21 protein-coding genes are annotated in these 20846 nt (G+C 67.0%); 8 read left to right on the top strand and 13 right to left on the bottom strand.

The window, feature by feature from the left end; genetic code table 11:
- Window positions 1–12: 12 nt before the first annotated feature.
- Window positions 13–651, top strand: coding sequence for a TetR/AcrR family transcriptional regulator (locus ASG64_RS08215; protein WP_235579521.1), 639 nt, complete (start codon window positions 13–15; stop codon window positions 649–651).
- Between the two features lie 26 nt (window positions 652–677).
- On the opposite strand, the gene ASG64_RS08210 is transcribed toward ASG64_RS08215, so the two are convergent.
- The 8 genes from ASG64_RS08210 to ASG64_RS08175 all read right to left on the bottom strand — a co-directional run bounded on the left by ASG64_RS08210 (window position 678) and on the right by ASG64_RS08175 (window position 9716).
- Window positions 678–1133 (bottom strand): MarR family transcriptional regulator, encoded by a 456-nt coding sequence (locus ASG64_RS08210; RefSeq protein WP_056071921.1) that lies wholly within the window; start codon window positions 1131–1133, stop codon window positions 678–680.
- 44 nt (window positions 1134–1177) lie between these two features.
- The gene (locus ASG64_RS08205) at window positions 1178–2398 is read right to left on the bottom strand and encodes an FAD-dependent monooxygenase (RefSeq protein WP_056071917.1); all 1221 of its coding nucleotides are present in this window, start codon (window positions 2396–2398) and stop codon (window positions 1178–1180) included.
- A gap of 59 nt (window positions 2399–2457) precedes the next feature.
- On the bottom strand, window positions 2458–2820 hold the full coding sequence (locus tag ASG64_RS08200) for an ArsR/SmtB family transcription factor (RefSeq protein WP_056071913.1): 363 nt from the start codon (window positions 2818–2820) through the stop codon (window positions 2458–2460).
- 4 nt (window positions 2821–2824) lie between these two features.
- Window positions 2825–4054 carry an MFS transporter gene (locus tag ASG64_RS08195; RefSeq protein WP_056071910.1) on the bottom strand — a complete coding sequence of 410 codons (1230 nt, stop codon included), beginning with the start codon at window positions 4052–4054 and terminating at the stop codon, window positions 2825–2827.
- Window positions 4055–4131: 77 nt separating this feature from the next.
- A complete protein-coding gene (locus ASG64_RS08190; protein WP_056071908.1) occupies window positions 4132–5202 on the bottom strand; it encodes an amidohydrolase family protein in 1071 nt (356 codons plus the stop codon).
- A gap of 100 nt (window positions 5203–5302) precedes the next feature.
- Window positions 5303–6910 (bottom strand): MFS transporter, encoded by a 1608-nt coding sequence (locus ASG64_RS08185; RefSeq protein ID WP_056071905.1) that lies wholly within the window; start codon window positions 6908–6910, stop codon window positions 5303–5305.
- Between the two features lie 32 nt (window positions 6911–6942).
- A complete protein-coding gene (locus ASG64_RS08180; RefSeq protein ID WP_056071902.1) occupies window positions 6943–7764 on the bottom strand; it encodes an alpha/beta fold hydrolase in 822 nt (273 codons plus the stop codon).
- Between the two features lie 113 nt (window positions 7765–7877).
- Entirely contained in the window at window positions 7878–9716 is a 1839-nt protein-coding gene (locus ASG64_RS08175) for a GAF domain-containing sensor histidine kinase (RefSeq protein WP_442971120.1), read from the bottom strand.
- A gap of 75 nt (window positions 9717–9791) precedes the next feature.
- On the opposite strand from ASG64_RS08175, the gene ASG64_RS08170 reads away from it, so the two are divergent.
- Window positions 9792–10166, top strand: a complete 375-nt coding sequence (locus ASG64_RS08170) for a response regulator (RefSeq protein ID WP_156388295.1) — start codon at window positions 9792–9794, stop codon at window positions 10164–10166.
- A 9-nt stretch (window positions 10167–10175) separates the two neighbouring features.
- Here the strand turns inward: ASG64_RS08170 and ASG64_RS08165 are convergent, their stop codons facing one another.
- Both ASG64_RS08165 and ASG64_RS08160 read right to left on the bottom strand, forming a co-directional pair.
- Complete coding sequence (locus ASG64_RS08165) at window positions 10176–10829, bottom strand: response regulator (RefSeq protein ID WP_056071896.1); 654 nt, start codon at window positions 10827–10829, stop codon at window positions 10176–10178.
- A 31-nt stretch (window positions 10830–10860) separates the two neighbouring features.
- Window positions 10861–11535, bottom strand: coding sequence for a TetR/AcrR family transcriptional regulator (locus tag ASG64_RS08160; protein WP_056071893.1), 675 nt, complete (start codon window positions 11533–11535; stop codon window positions 10861–10863).
- A gap of 107 nt (window positions 11536–11642) precedes the next feature.
- Here ASG64_RS08160 and ASG64_RS08155 point away from each other — a divergent pair, with 107 nt between their 5' ends.
- From ASG64_RS08155 to ASG64_RS08130, 6 genes are read left to right on the top strand one after another with little or no spacing between them, the layout of a single operon-like run.
- A complete protein-coding gene (locus tag ASG64_RS08155; RefSeq protein ID WP_056072932.1) occupies window positions 11643–12809 on the top strand; it encodes a VOC family protein in 1167 nt (388 codons plus the stop codon).
- Window positions 12806–13741 (top strand): fumarylacetoacetate hydrolase family protein, encoded by a 936-nt coding sequence (locus tag ASG64_RS08150; RefSeq protein WP_056071890.1) that lies wholly within the window; start codon window positions 12806–12808, stop codon window positions 13739–13741. Before ASG64_RS08155 ends, ASG64_RS08150 begins: the two co-directional genes overlap by 4 nt.
- Window positions 13738–15261: a bifunctional 3-(3-hydroxy-phenyl)propionate/3-hydroxycinnamic acid hydroxylase MhpA gene (mhpA, locus tag ASG64_RS08145; protein ID WP_056071886.1), complete on the top strand. Its 1524-nt coding sequence runs from the start codon at window positions 13738–13740 to the stop codon at window positions 15259–15261. Before ASG64_RS08150 ends, mhpA begins: the two co-directional genes overlap by 4 nt.
- Before the next feature lie 7 nt (window positions 15262–15268).
- Window positions 15269–16471 (top strand): cytochrome P450, encoded by a 1203-nt coding sequence (locus tag ASG64_RS08140; RefSeq protein ID WP_056071883.1) that lies wholly within the window; start codon window positions 15269–15271, stop codon window positions 16469–16471.
- The gene (locus tag ASG64_RS08135; RefSeq protein WP_056071880.1) at window positions 16468–16665 is read left to right on the top strand and encodes a ferredoxin; all 198 of its coding nucleotides are present in this window, start codon (window positions 16468–16470) and stop codon (window positions 16663–16665) included. Before ASG64_RS08140 ends, ASG64_RS08135 begins: the two co-directional genes overlap by 4 nt.
- Window positions 16662–17798, top strand: coding sequence for an NAD(P)/FAD-dependent oxidoreductase (locus tag ASG64_RS08130; protein WP_056071877.1), 1137 nt, complete (start codon window positions 16662–16664; stop codon window positions 17796–17798). The genes ASG64_RS08135 and ASG64_RS08130 overlap by 4 nt, the downstream gene beginning before the upstream one ends.
- 10 nt (window positions 17799–17808) lie before the next feature.
- Here ASG64_RS08130 and ASG64_RS08125 read toward each other — a convergent pair whose 3' ends face one another.
- The 3 genes from ASG64_RS08125 to ASG64_RS08115 all read right to left on the bottom strand — a co-directional run bounded on the left by ASG64_RS08125 (window position 17809) and on the right by ASG64_RS08115 (window position 20817).
- The gene (locus ASG64_RS08125; RefSeq protein ID WP_056071874.1) at window positions 17809–18234 is read right to left on the bottom strand and encodes an SRPBCC family protein; all 426 of its coding nucleotides are present in this window, start codon (window positions 18232–18234) and stop codon (window positions 17809–17811) included.
- Window positions 18235–18310: 76 nt separating this feature from the next.
- Window positions 18311–18931 carry an isochorismatase family protein gene (locus ASG64_RS08120; RefSeq protein ID WP_042574251.1) on the bottom strand — a complete coding sequence of 207 codons (621 nt, stop codon included), beginning with the start codon at window positions 18929–18931 and terminating at the stop codon, window positions 18311–18313.
- Entirely contained in the window at window positions 18928–20817 is a 1890-nt protein-coding gene (locus ASG64_RS08115; RefSeq protein ID WP_056071871.1) for a hydantoinase B/oxoprolinase family protein, read from the bottom strand. The genes ASG64_RS08120 and ASG64_RS08115 overlap by 4 nt, the downstream gene beginning before the upstream one ends.
- Window positions 20818–20846: the final 29 nt, after the last annotated feature.

Genomic DNA, 20846 nt, shown 5'->3' with positions numbered 1-20846 from the left:
GGAGGCGCCGTGGTGAGCAGCGTCGATGTGTCGGATCGGCCGGTGCCTGACCTGAGGGAGCGTCGGCGGCGAGAAACGCGGCTCGACATCACGTTCGCTGCCCTCGACCTGTTCGAGCGCAAGGGTGTCGCCGCGACCACGGTCGACGAGATCGCGAAGGCCGCCGGCGTCTCGCAGAGCACCTTCTTCCGGCAGTTCAAGACGAAGGAAGAGTCGATCCTGTCGGTCGACACCGAGGTTCAAACGGATATCGAGGACTGGCTCGGCGCCACGGCCCCTGCCGAGATCGACCTGGCCGGCATGGAAGCGATCTACGAGCGCGCCGCCGTACGCCTGGTGGAAAGCTCCGCGGAGACCAAGGATCGGGTGCTCCGCACTCGGCGTCTGATCGTGGGTGACGCGCACCTGCGTGCACTCGCCATCGCTCTCGACGCGACCACACTGTGCCGTCTTGCCGACGCCCTGGTGGCCAGGCTCGACGGGCGGGAGTCGCCGGCGTACGCCCGACTGCTCGTGGAGAGTGCAGGTCTGACATTGCGAGTTGCCTTCGACGAGTGGGCTACTCGCGTCGACGCAGGCGAGCACGCCGACCTCGCGGAGATCTATCGCGCCGCTCGCGCCGACCTCCGTCGGGTGACCACGGGCGTCTGACGCGCGGCCGTACGACCGTCACGCAGTCACTGCTCTCCATCCGACGCGGCGGGGAGCACTGCCGCGAACCGCACCAGGAAATCGGTGACGACGGTGAGTGTCTCGGCGTCGTAGTCCGCCAAGGCGGCCTCGAGCGCCGCCGAGGAGCGTCGCAGGAAAGGTTCGATCCGTTCGTGCGCAGCCTCCGTGGCGCGCAACGTCACGGTCCGACGATCGCGACTCTCTCTGCTGCGGGTGACGAAGCCACGATCCTCGAGCCGATTGATCAACGCGGTCGTCGCGCCGGACGTGAGGCCGACCCGCTGTGACAGTGCTGCCGGTGTCAGCGGGCTCCCTTCGCGTTCGGCCCAGATGACTTCGCCGAGAGCGGTGCCGTCCGTGGTCGGCAGATTCATGAACCGCGCGAGCAGATGCGCCGATTCCTGATACCTGACCGCGTAGAGTCGGAGTGCTTGCAGCGCACTGGTTGTCGGGGTCTCCATCGGTGCGCGCTCCCGACTGTCGGCGTGGTGGATAGGGTTGGCGCTCAGTACCGAGCACGCAGGTGAGGGTAGTGGGGCAACAGCGGTACGTGCTTCTCACTGGTGAGCAGGGTGGACTGGAACAGTCGACGCAGGGGCGCGGAGGCCGCGATGCGGTGGCCGATCCGCAGTGCTCGCAGGCCCACCCGCGACGACGGGTGCATCAGTGCCGCGCCGCCGCGGGGGAGACCCTGTGCGCTGTCGGCATATCCGCGCATCAGCTGTTCGTAGCGCTCGAACGCTATCTGCGGCCGATCGGGGTGCGCGGCGAGTTCGCCCGCGATAATGTGCGCGCCGACCAGGGACAGCGTCGTACCCATCCCTGTCGGGCCGGAGCCCCAGGCAGCGTCCCCGACGAGTACCACCCTGCCTTTGCTCCACGTGGACACCACGACCTGCTCCATGCGCTGGGTGTAGAACTCGTCCGGTCGTTCCGCGAATCCGTCGAGAATTCGCTCCGTCTGCCAACCGGCCCCACGGAAGCGCTCCCGCAGGATCTGCAACTGGATGTCCGTGGGAAGGCTCTCGAAGCCGAACGGTTCCGACTCGAACGACATGCTCGCCCGGATGGTCCCCACGTTGTCGGGACGAACCGAGGCGACGCGCCCTCGCGTGGAGGTGAACCAGTCCCAGGTGTCAACATCGTCGGGCCGCCGATCGAGGGGGCCGTACGTGATGCTCACCCCGAAATCTCGGAGCTCTGTCTCGTCGGCGAACACCAGGCGCCGCGTCCGTGAACTTCGCCCTTCCGCGACCAGCACCATGTCGAAGCGTTCACTTGCCCCGCTGTCGAAGGTGACGTCGACGCCTGTGTCGTCCTGCTGCACCGCGGTGATGTAGTCGCCGTGACGCTGCTCGACGCTGTCGGGAACGACGTCGACGAGAATCTGGGCGAGTCGACCGCGGAGGATTTCGATCTCCGCGGTCGGCCCGTCGCTGCCTTCCTCACGAGGGAAGACCGCATACGGCTCACCGCGTTGGTCGACGAACCGGGTTCCCTCTTCGCCGGTCAGATCGGCCCGGATGGCGGCGTCGACTCCCATGCGGGCGATGACGTCGCGACCGAGGCCGCGGATGTCGATGTTCTGTCCGGTCTCGCGCGGTGTCGCGGAACGTTCGAGCAGAGTCACGTCGAATCCGCCGCGGGCGAGTCCCCAAGCGAGGGCTGGTCCGGCGATGCTCGCGCCGGTGACGAGTACACGGGTGGGGTGGTGGGGAGAAGGCATGCCCCGACTATAACTCCACAGTGAAGAAACTTCACAGTGAAGAAGTTCTCGGTGTCGCGTCAGGCGTGAGGTGGTTCGCCGGTGACGACGTGGTCGGCGTGGTTGATGCCCTCGCGGATCAGGCGCGAAAGGTGGCCGTCGTGGATGCGGTAGATCACCCGGCGGCCCTCCTTGCGAGTATCGACGAGACCGGTGAACCGCAGTTTCGCCAGATGCTGACTGACGGCGGTCCGGGAGGCCCCCGTCTCCTCGATCAGCGCGGTCACGTCTGCTTCACCGCGGGTGAGGATCCACAGGATGAGCAGGCGGGTGGGGTCGGCGAGCATGCGGAAGGTGGCCGTGGCGGTGTCGAGACGTAGCTGGTCCGGTTCGACGGAGTGGTTCAGGCTCGCGGGAGCCGTTGCCTCGCTGATCCGCTCCACAGCGTCACCGCCTTCCTGTCACCGCCATGGCGACATGCGCCGAGCGAGCCGGCCAGGCCCGTGCGGCCAGTAGTGCTGCGAGTGTAGCCAGGGCGGTCGACGCCGCGGCGGCGACGACTTGCCCGAGTTGGGCGCCGACCCACCCGGCGAGGGGGTAGGTGAAAAGGAAGCAGGCGTGGGACAACGAGAACTGCGCACTGAACACCGCGGCCCGGTCGCGCTCGTCCGATTCGTCTCGCAGCAGCCGCGCAGACGGGGTGTTGATCATGGAGGTCCCGGCGCCCAGCGCGCTCCAGATGACGGCCAGGAGTGGCCACTGCACGGTCGGCCCGGAATCGGTGACCACCATCAGCGTCGTCGCGGCGAGTCCGGCGGGCAGTAGTGCGGCCCCGGTCAGCATGATTCGACGTTCTCCGAACGCCGCCGGTAGTCGCGGCAACATCAGGGCCACGACCATCGATCCGCCGCCGAAGCAGCCGAGTGCCACCGCGACCCCGGTGCTCGATCCGTGCACGTAGACGACCGTGTCGACCACCACCAGCGCTGTCGCAGCGGCGACGACCATGTTCATCGCCAGCAGGGCGCGCAGTACCGGGCGCGCCGCCATCACCCGTGCCCCCAGCGTGATGCGCTGGAGCAACGGCGCCGACCGATCTGCGACTGCACCGCGCGGCAACGATGTCGTCGTCACCAGGAGCGCCGATCCCACGAACCCGGCGACAGTGCCGAGGAACAGGTAGTTGTAGGTCATCAGCGTCAGCAGCGTTGCCGCCAGAACAGGACTGAGCAGGGATTCCAGGTCGTACGCCAGCCGTGACAACGACAACGCCCGCGTGTAGTCGGCCTCGTCGGGGAGTACCTGCGGGATCATCGACTGGAATGCCGGGGTGAACGTGGCCGATGCCGCTTGCAGGACGAAGACCAGCAGGTAGATCTGCCACGTCTGATCGACCAGCGGAAGCAGCAGCGCCACCCCCGCTCGAATCGCATCCGCCCCGACCAGGAGCACCGTGCGGGGCAGTCGGTCGGCAACCACGGAGATCACCGGCGCCACCGCGACATACGCGATTATCTTGATGGCCAGTGCGGTTCCGAGGACCGCGCCGGCATCGGCACCGGCGAGGTCGTAGGCCAGGAGGCCCAGGGCGACGGTGAGCAGGCCGGTGCCGACCAGGGCTACGAGCTGGGCGGCGAACAACCGGCCGAACGTGCGATCGCGCAGTACTCGGAACACAGCAGGCCTCCCGACTCGTCGTATCCGACGAGATCGAGCATATCCCTACATGTGCGCACGTGCGCAACTGTTGTCGGTTACCGCAGCTCTGCGGCGAGCCGGGGAAGTAACGTCAAGGGGGTGATTCGTTCGACTCGAGCGCGTCCATCCGCATCGAACACGTCGGACAATCCCGGGGCGGGGTCGTCGGTATCGGACGTCGAGTAGGTGAGTCCGCTGAACGGCCAATCCGTTCCGAAAACGATGTGGTCGACGTCGGTCACCTCGAGTACGGAGCGCAGGGACGAGGCCGAGGCCGAGAGCGCGGTGTCGTAGTAGAACCTGCGCAGGGCACCCTCGAGACCGAGGAGGGAGACCGACGGAATCGCGTCCGGTGCGACGGCACGGGGCGCCCCGAGGCGGGTGGCCAGGTACGGCAGGCAACCGCCCGCATGGGCGAGAACGAACCGGATGTCCGGGTAGCGGTCCAGTGTTCCCGCAGCGATCATCTCCACCGCGGTACGCGTGGTCTCGAAGGGAAACTCGAGAAGGAAGCTCGGAAGCGGTAGCGGCGGAGCGGATCCGGCAGGTAGTTCGCCGGGGTGCACGAAGACCAGAGCGGACTTGGCATTCAGTAGCGCCATGACCGGCTCGAATCGTGGATCTCCGAGGTAGATGCCGTCGTAGGACGACAGGAGTGCGACCCCGTCCATCCCCAGAACGTCGAGACCGTAGGTGATTTCGGCCAGCGACGCGGCGACGTCCGGAAGCGGCACCGTGACCAGGGACCCGAAGCGGGTGGGGTGGGTGCGAACCAGGTCGGCCGCGTAGTCGTTGCACGAGCGTGCGAGACGCATCGCGTCGGGACCGGACACGAACCGGACACCCGGGTCGGAGATCGACAGCACCTGCGTCACCACGCCGAACTCGTCCATGAACGCGAGTGCGCTCTCCGGTGACCACGCCGGCAGGGGAAGACCGCCCGGAACCAGCAACCCGGCGCGAAGAACCGCGTCGCGATACATCGGCGGAATCATGTGCGCGTGCAGGTCGATTCGCTGTCCGCCGACCGGCGCTGCAGAGGCGGACTGCGCAGGCATGGCGAACAAGCCCGCGCCGACCATCCCTCCGCCGATCAAGGTCTGCAAAGCCTGTCGCCGTGTTGCCATGGTCGCCCCCTCGTCGGAGCCGCCCCCCGGCCCGCGGACAACCTAACAGGTGAACGCGCCAGTGCTGATGGTTTCGTCAGTCCTCTTCCGCGAGGACTTCTCAGCGACGGCGAACGCTGAAGACGTGTTGCTCCCGCTCCGTTCGGCCGTCGCGGGTGTGCGACAGAGCGTCGGTGATCAGTGCGTGATCGGAGTCGGTCCAGCGATCCCGGTGCTGTCGTTCGAACTCGGCCCAGGACGACGCCGTGAACTGCTCGATCCGCAGTTCCGCGTCCGCGCTGTCGCGGTAGAGACCCCAGGAATAGCCGCCGGTCCGGCGACGAGCGATGCCGACGGCGGACATGGCGTGATCGAACGCGTCCTGCTCGTCGAGGGCGACTCGGTAGGTCACGGAGATCACCACGGGTCCGTCCTCGGGGTCGGGCTCGAAGATGACGGTCGGCGTGGGCCAGGCCGTCGATACTCCCCGCGGCAGGGTGCCGGTCGCCGCGTGCAGCGGAAGGATGGCGACGCTCGCGCCTGCTGCGACGAGAAGAACTGCCGAGATGACCAGGGCTGCTGCATAACCCGCATGGGAAGCGATCACGCCCCAGACGAAGGAGCCGAGTGCCTGGGAACCCATGAACACCAACAGGTAGATCGACATACCTCTGGCCCGCACCCAGTGCGCGAGGGACAGTTGGATCGATGCGTTGAGTGTCGTGAGAGTGCCTATCCAGGCGGCGCCCGACAGCAGGAGCGCGGGCACCACGATCCAGATCGGTAGGATTGCCACCGCGACGACCCCGAGTGCGTACGACACCGCGGATATCGCCAGCATCGTATTGGCTCCGAACCGGCGTCGGAGCCTCGGGAAGAGTGCCACGCCGGTCACCGCGCCTACCCCGAGAACGCCGAGAATCATTCCGTAGCCCGACGCACCGAAACCGAGATGCTGTGACGATGCGAGCGGCAGCAACGCCCAGAGGGCCGACGCCGGGAACGCGAACACGGCGGACCGCAGAAGAATGCGTCGAACGATCGGCGCGGACTGCATGTAGTGCACCCCGGTCATCATCGAACGGCCGAGCCGTTCGTGGTCGACACCCTTGTCCTCCGCGGGACGACGCCACCACACGAGCGCGGCGATGATGACGACGAACGACGCGGCGTTCAGGGCGAACACGGCGGCCGGCCCGGCGGCCGCCACGATCACACCACCGAGTGCGGGACCGATGGCGCGGGCGCCGTTCACGGTCACGCCGCCCAGTGCCGACGCGGCAGGGATCTGTTCTGCCGGAACCAGTTCCGGTTGAATAGCCTGCCACGCCGGCGCCGAGAGCGCAGATCCGCAGCCGAGAAGGAACGTCGTGCCCAGCAACATGATCGGCGACAGAATATCGGCGTAGGCCAGATACGTCGTCGCCGCCGCGACGAGAGCCGTATAGGTCGTGACGACGATGAGGAGTCGACGGCGATCGAGCAGGTCGGCGAGGCCGCCGGCCGGCAGTGCGAGAACCAGCGTGGGGAGAAGGCTGGCGGTCTGGACCAGCGCCACGACGGTGGCGCTGCTGCCGTGCTCGACCAGGAACCATTGCGATCCGACCGTCTGCATCCACAGGCCGATGTTCGACACCAGCTGCGCGAGGAACAGCGTCCGGTAGATCCTGCTGCGCAGTGGTGCCCACGCGGATACCGGGGACGCGGGGGTGACGGTCGTGGTTGCCATGTCGAGATCCTCTCCGGGAACGGGCGTATCGACTATTCGGCGAGCAGCGCGAGAATGTCTGCGTCCAAGGCCTTCTGGTAGTCACCGTAGATTCCGTGCGGGGCACCCGGGTACACCTTCAGGGTGCCGTGTGCGACCAGCTCGGCGGTCTTCAGCGCCGCGGCCGCGATGGGAACGATTTGGTCGTCGTCGCCGTGAGCGATGAAGACCGGGACGGTCAGAGCCGCCAGGTCCTCGGTGAAGTCCGTTTCCGAGAACGCCTTCACGCAGTCGTACGCGGCGGCGAGATTGACGAGCATGCCCTGACGCCAGAAGTCGTCCTTGGCGCCCTGCGAGACGGCGGATCCTTCACGGTTCGCGCCGAAGAAGGCCTCGGACAGATCCTTGTAGAACTGCGAGCGGTCGGTGAGGACGCCGGCCCGGATGTCGTCGAGCGCCTCGATCGGCGTGCCCTCGGGATTGGTGTCGGACTTCAGCATGATCGGGGGGACAGCGCCCGCGGTGATGATGCGTGCGACGCGGCTTCCGCCGTGCTGCGCGGCGTATCGGACTACTTCGCCGCCGCCGGTCGAGTGGCCGATCAGCGTGAGGTCCTGCAGGTCCAGTGCCTCGACCAGTTCCGCGAGGTCGCGTGCATAGGTGTCCATGTCGTTGCCGACGTAGGTCTTGGAGGAGCGGCCGTGCCCGCGGCGGTCGTGGGCGATGGCGCGGAAGCCGGCGTCGGCGAGCAGCTTGAGCTCGGTCTGCCAGGCGTCGGACGACAGCGGCCAGCCGTGGCTGAGCAGCACCGGCTTCCCGGAGCCCTGCTCCGTGTAGTAGATCTCGGTTCCGTCGGTAGTGGTGATGTACGGCATGGTGTCCTCCTGGTGTGAACGACGTTTCGGTGTGAGGACAACACTGGTCCGCCCGCGAGTCGTTGTCGTCGCTGCTGACAGGCAACCCGGGGGAGTGGTGTCCGCAGCGTTCACTACCGGGTAGCAGGTATACGGGCCTCGAGGGTCGTGCCGACGCCGAGTGGGCTCGACACCGTCAACGTGCCGCCGATGGCGTGGACTCGATCCTGGAGTCCGATCAGTCCCGATCCTCCTGACGCATCGGCGCCTCCCGAGCCGTCGTCGGTGACGGTCAGTTCCAGCGCGCCGTCTCGCGCTACCGCCGAGATGACGACCTCGGTGGCCTGCGCGTATTTCGCCGCGTTCGTCAATGCCTCGGCGACCACGTAATACGCTGCCACCTCGACGGATTCGGGGAGTCGCCCGGGAATGTCCGTCGTCAGCGCTGTCGGGACGGGCGATCGACGGGCGAGTGTCTTGAGAGCGGGTGCGAGTCCGCCGCGCGACAGGATCGCCGGGTGGATGCCGCGGGAGAGTTCCTGCAGGTCCGAGTGGACAAGCGACAAGGTCCTGACACTGCGGTCCAACTGCTCGCGCAGGTCACCGAACTCGTCGGGCACCGACGCCTGGGCTGCTCGCAGATCCATCCCCAGGGAGACGATTCGTTGCTGTGCTCCGTCGTGCAGGTCCCGTTCGATGACACGACGGGCTTGATCCGCGGCCGCTACGACACGTGCGCGTGACTCCGTCAGCCGGGCGCGGGTCTCGTTGTTGTAGACGGCGGTAGCGACGAGGTCGGCGAAATCCGACAACCGTTCGTAGACATCGTGTTTCGGATCCTCTGTGCTGGAGACACCGACGACGACGGCTCCCCACACGGTGTCGTCGACCGTGATCGGAACGCCGATACCCGTCGCGAACCCCCGCTCGGCCAGTCGCTGAGCGACCGGTCCGGTCGCCTCGCGGTAGTCGATGGTCGTGGGTCGTCCACTGTCGTGGACGAGGGTGCACACGTTGTGTCCGCCGAGAGGCAGTACCTCGCCCGGATGCAGGTGAGCGCCGTCGTCGTCACGGGCGGAGATCACCGTGTAGTGCTCATGGTTCTCGTATCGCACGAGCGAGACATGCTCGACGTCGAGCCCGTCGGCCAGCTCCTCCGCGACGCGGCGATACACCTCGTCGAGATCCGACCGCAGAGCGACGAGCGTGGCGATGCGGCGCAACGATGCCTGCTGACGGGCGAGGTCGACGGTCGTGCGGTGGAGTCGTTCCCGCTCACGAGAAGCAGCCAACAGCGCTTCCAGCGACGGGACGACGCGGCGCACCCGACGGGAGTCGGCAGGGGAGAGGTGCGCAGGGACGAGCAGAGATCCGGTGGGTGTCGTACCGTCGCGCAACGTGATTCGCTGGTGACCGGGCCCGAGGGGCACATCGTGCGCGCCCAGAACGGCGTACGGAGCGGGCAGTTCGAGAACGTCGGTCAGTCTCCGGCCGGCCTCGCCGAACATCTCGGGTGTCACCGTGCGACGCAGGAGGATCCGCGCGAAGTCGGCCAGTAGATCCGCCTCGCGGCGCCGTTGGTCCGATTCGACGGCCCGAACCCGGGATTGTCCGACGAGCAGATTGGTCAGCAGCGCCAGCACCAGGAAGACGAGGACGGACGGAACCAGGCTCTCGCTGCTCTCGACGACATGGACGTACGCGTAGGCGGCCGTACTGGCGACCGACATAGCGATGGCCGTCCGGAAGCCGCACCCGGCGGAGATGCACAGGACACCGAAGACGAACACTGCTCCGAACGCGTTCTCCGGTGCCAGCATCTTCAGCAGGTGCACGAGGAGGATCTCGACGACGATCAGACCGGCACCGGCGGCGATCCCCCACGCGAGCGGTGGCGTGCTCGGTCTCAGCAGGAAGGCGAGCGCCCGTTCGCGTCCGGTGCCGCGCTCGGCATCCGGGCTCGCCGCGATCACCGACAGGCTCCCGGCAGGCGAAGATTGCGGCTAGCGGTAATGACGCTCGGCCACGTCTCTGACACTGTCGACAGCATGACCCGCTCCGACCGTCGCGCACTGATCGTGGACGACAGCGCTGCCTTCTGCGCGGCGGCGCGACGGGTGCTCGAATCCGCGGGCATGACCGTCGTCGGCACGGCGTCGACATGTGCGCAGGCCCTGCAGTTCGCCGACGAGCACCGCCCGGATGTGATCCTGGTCGATATCGACCTCGGCGCCGAGAGTGGTTTCGACGTCGTGGAGGCTCTCCACGCCGCGGGCGTCCGTCCTCGGCCGGACATCATCCTGGTGTCGACGCACGACGAAGAAGACTTCGCCGACCTGGTGGAATCGAGTTCCGCCATCGGATTCCTCCCGAAGTTCGGACTGTCCGCGGACGCCGTCGTGGCGTTGTTGACGCGTACCTGATCGGAGCGGTCAGGTCTGCGCGTCCAGGTACATGATGACGGCTCGCACGCGGCGATGGTCGTCCGACGTCTCGGCGAGGTCGAGCTTGGTCAGGATGCTGCGCACGTGCTTCTCCACGGTTCCCTCGGTGATCCACAACCGGCGCGCGATGCCGGCGTTGGACAGTCCCTCGGCCATCAACGTGAGTACGTCGCGCTCGCGGGCACTGAGTGCGCCCAGCGGATCGTCGCGCCGTCTGGCAGCCACCAGTTCGAACACCAGCCCTGGATCGATCACCGAGGCACCACCGGCGATCCGGTCGACTGTCGCGACGAAGTCGTCGATGTCGGTCACGCGGGACTTGAGCAGATAGCCGATGCCCTTCCCGCTGTCGAGCAACTCCAGCGCCTGGTCGACATCGACATGCGCCGACAGGAGCAGCATCGCGACCTCCGGGAATTCCGCGCGGATCCTCAGCGCAGCGTCCAGGCCCTCGGAGGTAGGCGAGGGCGGCATCCGGATGTCGATGATCGCGAGCTGGGGAGACTCACTGGCCACCAGGGCTTCCAACTCACCGGCGTCGCCGGCCTGCCCGACCACATCGAGCCCGGCCCGTGTCAGCAGACTGGTCAGCCCCTCGCGGAGAAGGACGTCGTCGTCCGCAATGACCACACGAAGCCCCATCGATGATCCCTTCGTCCGTGAACGGCCGAACTTACGTGGCCTGCCGGTCCACGGCCTGCTCCACGACCGTCTGCAGGGCCGTGTCGGCGAACTGGGGCAGAGGTCGGCTGCACAGCTCGGTCGCCTCGGTCGCCGACACCCCCAGCGCACACAGGACGTGCGCCGTCATGGCGTCGACGGCGGTGTCCCCGTCACGTTCGGGCTGGTCCATCAACAGGCGTCCGAGCGCTAGGAGGCACCCCGTCACCATGGCGAGGGCCAGTTCCGGATCGGCTGCCTCGAATCGGCCGATGTCTGCCGCGGCCGTGATGTCCCGCAGTGACCTGGGTCCGAGACCGCTGTGCGTGGATCCGGCGAGCGTCGGTTCCGAATTGAGCAGGACCCGACTGAGTTCCGGTTCGAGGCGGAACAGCCGTCCGACCAATCGGAACGACTGGGTGAACATCTCGACCGGGTCCACCAGGTCCACGGTCAAGGTGTCCAGATAGGCGCCGACCGACTCGAGCGCATCGTCCACGGCTGCGCGGAAGAGATCGTCCTTGCTCTCGAAGTGGTTGTAGAACGAGCCCATTCCCACGTCCGCGGCCTGGGTGATCTCGAGAACCGGTGCCGTACTGCGGCCTTCGGCGAGAAACCCCTGTGCAGCGGCGACGAGCGCGGCGCGAGTACGCGCCTTACGACGTTCGAGTCGGTTGACCTGCGTCATGGAGTGCCCTGCTTTCGATGCCCAGCGATGTGACGAGTCTAAGCGGCGCCCCTTGACTGCGGAACTCCTCATAGGTGACGATATCGTCATAACTGTGAGGGGTGGCCATGACGATCGATCACGCGCATCGAACACGTGACGTCGACGGGCATCGAGGGATGCATGTCGACCAGGGGGCGTTGCCTGGTGAGCACCCGGGCCGCGCGACGAACCCGGTGATCAAAGTTCAGGACGTCGCCTGGCTCGAGTTTCGTAAGCCCGATCTGGACAAGGCCCGGACGTTCGCCGAGGCCTTCGGCTTCACCGTGACCTTCCGGACCGACGACGAGCTCCACCTGCGCGGACGGGCCGCCGGATCGCCGTGCGTGATCATCAGGAAGGGCCGTCGCACCGCCTACGTCGGCGCTGCGTTCCGCGCGGCCGAGAGCGCGGACGTACTGCGCCTTGCCGAGGCCACCGGACACCGGGTGGAGCGTCTTCCCGAGTCGATCGGCGGCGTCGGGGTCACCCTGACGGACCCGAGCGGGCAACCGGTACGTGTCGTCGCAGACCTCGACGACGGCCGACAGCTGCCGGGGCAACGTACGCACGACTACAACTTCGGAGCGATGGATCCGGCCGGAATCACGCGCACCAACTCGACGCAGCGACCCCCGCACGAGCCGGCACTCGTGGAGCGGCTCGGCCACGTCGTGCTCCAACGCAGTCGCTACTTGGAGAACCTGAACTGGTACCTGCAGCATCTCGGTCTGATCGTCAGCGACTTCCTCTACTACGACGGCCAACGCCACCGCGGCCCGGTCATGAGCTTCATCCGCTGCGACCGCGGATCCGAGCCCACCGACCACCACACGCTGGCGATGACCCTGGGGCCCTCCGACCGGTACGTGCATTCGGCGTACCAGGTGTGCGACCTCGATGCCATCGGCGCCGGGAGTCGCTACCTGACCGAACGCGGATATCAGCACTCCTGGGGGATCGGCCGACACATCCAGGGCAGCCAGATCTTCGACTACTGGCGCGATCCCGACGGTTTCCTGGTCGAACACTTCAGTGACGGTGACCGTTTCGACGCCTCGCTCGAACCGGGCTGGGCGCCGATGACGGCGTCCGGACTCGCGCAGTGGGGACCACCCGCCAGCAAGGATTTCCTGGGCATCGCGCCCAACAGACGTTCCCTGTCCGAGCTGCGCTCCATTCTTCTGGGACTGCGCAGCGACAACGAATTCGACTCCGAGCGCCTGCTCGGCCTGATGAAAGTAGCGTCGTCATGAGCATCGCCGTTCTCCGTACCGTCGACGGATGGTGGGTGCAGACCCGCGAGGGTGCCGTTCGGGTGGACACCGCCGCCACCACCACCGCCGACCTGCTCGCCGATCGTTCGGCCGTCGATGCAGCCGCGGCCGGCGGCGAGACCGTCCCGGTGGCATCCCTCGAGCTCGTCTCACCCGTCACGGCGCCGTGCCGAGTGGTGGCACAGATGACGAATTACGTGTCGCACGTGAAGGATTCCGGCATGAATCCGGAGACGGTGCCCCTGACATTCTTCCGCAAGTCGTCCGGGTCGATCAGCGGTCCGAGCGCGGACATCGTCAAGCCGGCACACGTGACGTTGCTCGACTACGAGGTCGAGATAGGGCTGGTGGTCGGGAAGACCCTCCCGGTGGGATCGACGATCGACGAAGACACGGTCGCCGACCACATCGCCGCGTTGGTGATCACCAACGACGTATCGGCCCGCGACGTCCAGCTGCCCAAGACCCAGTTCTACGAGGCGAAGTCGTATCCGACCTTCACCCCCGTCGGCCCGGTCCTCCTCGTTCTCGAGGACGGCGACCTGGCCCGCTTCGAGCAACTCCGGTTGATGCTGCGAGTCAACGGCGAGATCCGGCAGAACAGTACCGTCGCAGACATGATCTACCGACCCACGGAAGCTCTGAGGACCCTGACGGGATTCCAGCGCGTCGATCCGGGCGACCTGATCCTGACCGGTACCCCGGGCGGCACTGCTCTGAAGGCGCCGCCCAAGCCGATCGAGATCATCGGCGCACTGTTGCCGCCGGCCGTGAAGTGGAAGACCTTCTTCAAGCGGCAGGCGAGCAACCCGGCATACCTGAAGGACGGTGACGTGGTCGAGCTGACCATCGCCACCGACGACGCGATGCTCGACCTGGGGATGCAGCGCACGACAGTGCGGTACGCATGACACACCACCAGGTGGTCGTCGTCGGCGCGGGCCCCACCGGGATGGTGGCGGCCACGTTGCTGGGGCGACACGGTGTCGACACGCTCGTCCTCGACCGGTGGGACGACATCTTCCCGCAGCCGCGTGCCGTCCACCTCGACGACGAGGTCTACCGAATCCTCGGCGACCTGGGAGTGGCGGACGATTTCGCGGCGATCTCGCGGCCCGGACGAGGGCTCCGGTTGGTGGACCCGGACATGCACACCATCGCCGAGTTCGAGCGCGATCCCGAGTCACGGCCGCACGGCTTTCCCCCGGCCAACATGTTCGACCAGCCCGAGCTGGAACGCATTCTGCGCACGGCGATGACCGCCGACCCTCACGTGGAGTTCCGCGGGGGAGTCGAGGTCCTCGACGTCGCCACCGTGAAGGACCACGTGCGTGTGCTCGTGCGGGACGTCGCGACCGGTGAGACCAGTGCCGTCACCGCGGACGTCGTTCTGGGGTGTGACGGTGCGAACAGTGCGGTGCGAGCCGCTCTCGGGTCCGCGATGCGCACGCTCGCAGCGGCGCAACGATGGCTGGTCGTCGACGCCGCGACGCCGGTGGACCCGGGGTTGTGGGACGGGGTGCACCAGCTGTGCGACCCGCACCGCGCCGGGACGTTCATGCGCATCGGAGAGCACCGCTACCGGTGGGAGTTCGAGATGCTCGAGCACGAAAGTGCCGACGACTACTCGGATCTGCAGACCGTGGCACCGTTGCTCGATCCGTGGCTCGGCGGCACTCCGCGGTCGAGTCTCGACCTGATCAGGGTCACCGAGTACACGTTCCGCGCGCAGATCGCCGATCGATGGCGTGATCGACGGGTGTTCCTTCTCGGCGACGCGGCACATCTGACGCCGCCCTTCATCGGGCAGGGAATGGGTGCCGGCCTCCGCGACGCCTACAACCTCACGTGGAAGGTGGCCGGTGTCCTCGGCGGCACCTTGCCCGCCACTGCGCTGGACACGTACGAACAGGAGCGACGCCCGCACGCGCAGGCCATGATCCGACAGGCTGTCGCCGTCGGGTGGGCGATGAACGGCGGCGGTGACCGGACCGCCGCGCTTCGCCGCCGAGCGTTCCCGGTGCTGACCCGTGTTCCGGGCCTCAGTTCGACAGTGACCGACAGTGCCACACCGCGATTGCATCGATCGATGTTCGTCCGTGGTGGATCGGTGGCGCCGTGGCGACTCGAAGGAACACTGTGCCCGAATGCCACTACCGACGACGGAACGCGGTTCGACCGAGTGGCGCCGTTCCGATTCACGGTCGTGACGACTGTTCTCCCCGAACGTGCGCAGAGGCAGGAAATCATGCGTCGAGGCGCGGACGTCCTGCTGGTGACCCCGGGCTCGGAGCACGGCAGATGGCTGCACCGAGGGCGTGTGAGCGCGGCGATCGTCCGCCCCGATCGGACCGTCATGGCCACCGCGCGATCACTGTCGGCGCTGCACACCCTTGTCCCCGCTCTCGGCCCCTCCGATCCGGACCGGTGATACGACGATGACTCCCGACTCCTCCATACCTCGCTACGAGCCCGACATCTACTCCACCGGTGCCATTCTCGATCCATATCCGCATTATGCGGAGTTGCGAGCGCTGGGTCCTGTCGTGTGGCTCTGTCGTCAGAAGGTGTACGCAGTTACGCGATACGCCGACTGCAAAGCGGTGCTGCTCGACGACAACACGTTCATCTCCGGTGACGGCGTGGCCCTCAACCCCGTCGCCAACAGGCTCGGTCGGGGAACGACGCTGAACAGCGACGGTGACGAGCACGCGCTCAAGCGGTCGGTGCTCGCTCACCGCCTCACTCCGAAGGCGCTGCGGAAGATGACGGCGGCGGTGCAGGACAAGGCCGAACAGATCGTGGATGCGGCCGTCGAGAAGCGGTGGGTCGACGGCGTCGAGGACCTCGCAACGGCACTCCCGTCGTCGATCGTCCCCGATCTGGTGGGATGGCCAGAGGACGGGCGCGAAAATCTGTTGCGCTGGGCAGGAGCAACATTCGACTCGCTGGGACCACTCAACCGGCACGCGGTCGGTGCAACGAGGGCGGCAGCGGAGATGATGGCGTTCTCGAAGCGCGTCGTCCGCGAGCGTTCGGTGCTCCCGGGCAGCATGGGGTCGGACGTCCTGGTCGCCGCGGACGAGAACCGGATCGAACGGTCGCAGTGTCCCGCACTCATGATCGACTATCTGGCCCCCTCGCTCGACACGACGATCGGGGCCATCTCCGGTGCATTGCAGCTGTTCTCGATACACCAGGATCAGTGGGACGCGATCCGTGCGAACCCCGATCTCATCCCCAATGCCGTCAACGAGGTCGTGCGCTTCGAATCGCCGCTTCGCGCGTTCTCCCGTCGTGCCGTACGTGAGGTCGAGATCGGCGGTGCGGTTGTTCCGCGTGATGCGCGCGTGCTCGTGGTGTACGCGTCCGCGAACCGCGATCCCCGCGAATGGCACGATCCCGACACTTTCGACATCACCCGCGATGCCACCCGTCAACTCGGTTTCGGCTCGGGTGTGCACGGGTGCGCCGGCCAGGGGCTCGCTCGCCTCGAAACCCAGACGATCCTGCGCGCCTTGGCCGAACGTGTGGTCCGTATCGAGCCGGCCGGTGTGCCCGGCCGGGCCGTGAACAACGTCATCCACCGATTCGACCGGCTTCCACTGGAACTGGTCACCACTGAAAGGACACGCTCATGATCGTCGACGTCGACTGGGACCGTTGCGAGGGACACGGCATCTGCGCCGAACAGGCGCCCGATGTGTTCAGCCTCGACGACGACGGCGAACTGCATCACGCCTTCGACGGCACCGACCTTCCCGGTGAACTCGAGGCCGGCGCACGCGCTGCCGTGGGGGTCTGTCCGGTCGCTGCGCTGCGCGAGCGCACATGAGCGAGACCGCACCGCGGATCGTCATCGTCGGCGACTCCATCGCGGGCTGTACCGCCGCGCGGGAACTCCGCGCGTTGAACCACGACGGTCCGATCACCATGATCGGCGGCGACCCGGACGGGTGCTACGCGCGACCACCTCTGTCCAAACGTGTTCTCGCGGAGGGGCTCGAGACATCGGACGCGTGGGATCTCTCCGACCTGGACGTGACCGTCGTGAACGCCCGCGCTACCGGGGTGGACCCGGATCGCGAGCTGGTCGTGCTCGCCGAGGGGGACCCGGTGCCCTACGACGCACTCGTCGTCGCCACCGGAGCGGATGCGCGACGCTTGGCGACGGCTGATCAGCGCGGAGAAACGGTGGTGCGCACCCTGGCCGACGCGCGCGCACTGCGGACGCGGCTCGAGACCGCGACGTCCGCGATCGTCGTCGGTGCGGGTTTCCTGGGCATGGAGATCGCGAGTGCCTGTGCAGCACGCGGTATCCCGGTCACCGTCGTCGATGTGGACGCGCCTCTGATGCGCATTCTCGGACCGTTCCTGTCCGAGGCGATCACGCGACGGGCAGCCTCGACATCGGTCGACATCCGCCGTGCGAAGGAACCTGTGGAGCTGATCGGCGATCCGGTGGGTGGGGTCCGGATCGACGGCAGTGAGCTCACCGCGGACCTCGTCGTGACGTGCGCAGGAGAAGTGCCGGCCACCGGGTGGCTCGAGACCAGCGGGATCGGCGACAGCCGCGGTGTCGCCGTCGACAACCTGTGTGCGACGTCCGTCGCCGGGGTCTACGCCGCCGGCGACGTGACCTATGTCCGTACCGCCGACGACCGTCGACCGCGAACGCCGTTCTGGTCCGCGGCCATCGCGCAGGGCAAGGTGGCCGCCGCGTCGGCGCTCCAGGTCACTCCGCGCTGCGAGCCGTACGACGACTACTTCTGGACCGAGGTGTTGGGGGTCTCGATCAAGGTCGTCGGTCCGCTCCCGTTGTCGGGGGCTCCCACGGTGCTCGACGGATCGGTCGAGGACGGCGCCGCACTTCTGTCCTGGACACACGAGGACGGTCGCAGGACCGTCGTGGCGTACGGCATGAAGAAAGCAGTGGGGGCTCTGCGGCGTCTGGCCGCCGCGGAGTGACGCCGAGCGACTAGGGGACGAGGGTCCCGATCTTCGCCGAGACGGTGGACTGGAGCACCTTGGCCACCACGATCGCGAGACCGGGAACGACGGCGTCGAAACCGATCGTGTAGTCCAGGGACGTACCGCCGTCGGCAGTGGGAGTGAGTCGCTGGATACCCCAATGCCCGCGCAGCGGTGAGCCCTTGGTGATCTTGTACTCGATCAGTGTGTTCGGCTCCGCCACCGTGGTGGTCTCGTGGAACGCGGGCAGGGGACCGAGTTTCAGGGACCGCGTGGATCCGACGCCGTTGCGCGAGCTGTCCCCGTCACGCACCCGGGTGATGTTCGCACCGAACATCGGCCCGAGGTTCTCGTGCTCGGACAACGCCGCGAACACGACGTCCGGGGACGAGGTGAAGGTGTGGGTGACGTGAACGCGCGTGGGTGCAGCCATGGGGACGACTCCTCTTCGACGGGAGACACGATCATGTCAGCACCGTCGGCGAGCGTGCTCCGGTGTACCCCGTGCGTCAGCGCCGCCAGTGCTCGACAGCCTCGGCGAGTGTCAGGACGTCGGCGTACTTCGCGCGAAGGTCCAGCAGATTGGACTCGTGCATGCCCGGTTCCCGATCGCCGCACGCGTCGGCCACGACCAGCGGCCGGAAGCCGTGCTGCAGCGCGTCGGTAGCACTCGCACGGATACAGCCGCTGGTGGTCAGGCCACAGATGTACAGCGTGTCGATGCCCTGTGCCGTCAGAGTCGCGGCGAGGGACGTTCCGAAGAACGCGCTCGCGTACTGCTTGGTCACCACTGTCTCGCCGTCGAGTGGGCGTGGCTCGGGCGGGAAATCGCCGAGCGGAGAGCCCTCCTCGAACACCGTGAGAGCCGGAATTTTCTGCAGGAACAGACCTCCGTCGGCACCACCGGGCCGGTAGCTGACGCGGGTGAAGACCACCGGGACTCCGCTCTCGCGCGCCGCCGCGACCAGGGACGCGGCGGCGGCGACGGCGCGCTCGACAGGAGCGCGGAGCGGAGAGGAGTCGACGAGGTAGGCCTGCACGACGTCGACGACCAGCACCGCCGCGCTCCTGCCGGGGCCGAGATCGCCGGCGAATCCCGACGCCTTGTACGAGCCGAGGGTATCGCTCACGCGCGCACTGCCTTCCGCACGTTCACGGGCGGGCGGGGAGCCGGCAACCCTGTCTCCTCCTCGCATCGTTCGAGGATGACCTCGAGCGACGGGCCCTTGTCGAAGACGGTGATCTCGCCCCGCTCGTCGGACATCGACGCGCGCAGACTCGTCGAGTCCCCGACGTTCACGGCGCCGGTGTCGTCGAGAACGACGCCGTACCCGGTGCGCGCACCCTCCGCGCTCACCAGACCGCGGCGCACCTCCAGGGCGACGAGTTCGGGATCGCGTGCGAGCGGGTCACCCCACCCGCCGCCACCCCAGGTGACGAAGTGCAGGACGTCGCCGCGCCGTACCTCGACGTCGTGGATCTTGCTGGGAAGTACCTCGGTCTCGCCGGTCGCCCGGACGATCCACTTCGTCCCCCGCGCACCGGGTTTGCCGCCGTTGACACCCCACGGGTAGGTGAGCCAGCGATCGTCGTGAATGGCGATGGTGCCCGGCTCCTCGAAGTAGTACGTGACGTCGACGCCGTTACCGCCGCGGTGCAGACCGGCGCCTCCGGTATCGGTGACGGTCTCCCACCGTTCGATGCGCAGCGGGTAGTACGACTCGAGGTACTCGCAGGGGATGTTGACGAACGACGGCCACAGCGAGTGCCCGTCGGGTCCGTCACCCATCGGCCGACCGGGGATGCCCCCGAATCCGATGGAGTACAGCTGGAACCACTCGCCGTCGCGTGCGCCACCGTCGTAATGACCGGAATACATGAAGTGTGGCGACGACGAGAAGCCGGCGGCATTGAGGATCTCGGGGTTGTTCTTGCCGAGCAGTCCGCCGAAGAGGTCGAACACCCGGCCGATGCCGTGGTTGCGGCCATTGAGTGCCGCGGGATAGCGCGGCTTCCAGAACGAGTCCTCGGGAATGGTGACGTCGATGAGGGGATAGAACCCGTCGTTCCACAGAATCTGCGGATCGGCCACGGTGATGACGTAGATACCGAAGAACATCCGGACGAGATTCTCGTTGATGAAATAGTTGATCGGCCCGACCGCCTGGGGGGCGGCCTTGCTGAAGTCGAGGTGGATCTTTTCCCCGTGACGGGTCAGGGTGATCGCGAGTTCGTACGGCCCGTAACCACATCCGTCATCGCAGATGAAGTCGCTGAACTCGATGGTCTCCCCGTCCACGAACAGCATGGCGAGAAGAACCTTCATGGCCTGGTAGTTGCGCTCGAGCAGAGCATCGAGCGCCGACAGATAGACGTCGACACCGAACCGGTCGCACAATTCCACGATGCGCCGCGATGCCGTCGTGCAGGCGGCGACCAGACCGTTCAGGTCCGCTCGGTTCCAGTCGGGCTTGCGTACCTGATTGAGGATGATGTCGAGGGCCGTCTCGTTGAGCTGCCCTTCGCTGTAGAGCTTGAAGGGCGGAATGATGACGCCCTCCTCGAAGATGGTGTGCGCGTCCGTCGGCATCGACGACGGCGTCTTGCCGCCCACGTCGGACATGTGGCCGAACATCGACGACCAGCCGACGACGCGGCCGCTGTGGAAGATCGGCAGCACGATGAGCCAGTCGTTGGCGTGGCTGATCGCGGCGCCGCAGGCATAGGGATCGGACGTGAGCAGGATGTCGCCCTCACCGACGGTGCCGTTGAAATTGTCGAGGAAGTCGGGCACGGACAATCCGAACTGCCCGACGACCATCTTGCCGCTCGGGTCGGCGATGAGCGGGAACTCGTCGTGTTGCTCGCGGATACCGGGGGACAACGCGGTGCGGAAAAGCACCTCGTCCATCTCGGCGCGGGCGTTGCGTAGCGCGTTCTCGATGATGTCGAGCGTGATCGGGTCGACCGGCACCGTGGTGAACGGAGTCGTCGAGGTCTCGATGATGGTGGCCATCAGTTCTCCTGCGTTCGAGGGTGTTCGGG

The organism is Rhodococcus sp. Leaf247 (assembly GCF_001426185.1).
Classification (GTDB): Bacteria; Actinomycetota; Actinomycetes; order Mycobacteriales; family Mycobacteriaceae; genus Rhodococcoides.
This window is presented reverse-complemented; position numbering and strand designations above follow the sequence as displayed.

Coding starts and splice junctions, on each gene's coding strand:
- ASG64_RS08210 (WP_056071921.1), bottom strand. CDS start 1,133: ATGGAGACCCCGACAACCAGTGCGCTGCAAGCACTCCGACTCTACGCG.
- ASG64_RS08205 (WP_056071917.1), bottom strand. CDS start 2,398: ATGCCTTCTCCCCACCACCCCACCCGTGTACTCGTCACCGGCGCGAGC.
- ASG64_RS08190 (WP_056071908.1), bottom strand. CDS start 5,202: ATGGCAACACGGCGACAGGCTTTGCAGACCTTGATCGGCGGAGGGATG.
- ASG64_RS08185 (WP_056071905.1), bottom strand. CDS start 6,910: ATGGCAACCACGACCGTCACCCCCGCGTCCCCGGTATCCGCGTGGGCA.
- ASG64_RS08180 (WP_056071902.1), bottom strand. CDS start 7,764: ATGCCGTACATCACCACTACCGACGGAACCGAGATCTACTACACGGAG.
- ASG64_RS08170 (WP_156388295.1), top strand. CDS start 9,792: ATGACCCGCTCCGACCGTCGCGCACTGATCGTGGACGACAGCGCTGCC.
- ASG64_RS08165 (WP_056071896.1), bottom strand. CDS start 10,829: ATGGGGCTTCGTGTGGTCATTGCGGACGACGACGTCCTTCTCCGCGAG.
- ASG64_RS08160 (WP_056071893.1), bottom strand. CDS start 11,535: ATGACGCAGGTCAACCGACTCGAACGTCGTAAGGCGCGTACTCGCGCC.
- ASG64_RS08155 (WP_056072932.1), top strand. CDS start 11,643: ATGACGATCGATCACGCGCATCGAACACGTGACGTCGACGGGCATCGA.
- ASG64_RS08150 (WP_056071890.1), top strand. CDS start 12,806: ATGAGCATCGCCGTTCTCCGTACCGTCGACGGATGGTGGGTGCAGACC.
- mhpA (WP_056071886.1), top strand. CDS start 13,738: ATGACACACCACCAGGTGGTCGTCGTCGGCGCGGGCCCCACCGGGATG.
- ASG64_RS08140 (WP_056071883.1), top strand. CDS start 15,269: ATGACTCCCGACTCCTCCATACCTCGCTACGAGCCCGACATCTACTCC.
- ASG64_RS08135 (WP_056071880.1), top strand. CDS start 16,468: ATGATCGTCGACGTCGACTGGGACCGTTGCGAGGGACACGGCATCTGC.
- ASG64_RS08130 (WP_056071877.1), top strand. CDS start 16,662: ATGAGCGAGACCGCACCGCGGATCGTCATCGTCGGCGACTCCATCGCG.
- ASG64_RS08125 (WP_056071874.1), bottom strand. CDS start 18,234: ATGGCTGCACCCACGCGCGTTCACGTCACCCACACCTTCACCTCGTCC.
- ASG64_RS08115 (WP_056071871.1), bottom strand. CDS start 20,817: ATGGCCACCATCATCGAGACCTCGACGACTCCGTTCACCACGGTGCCG.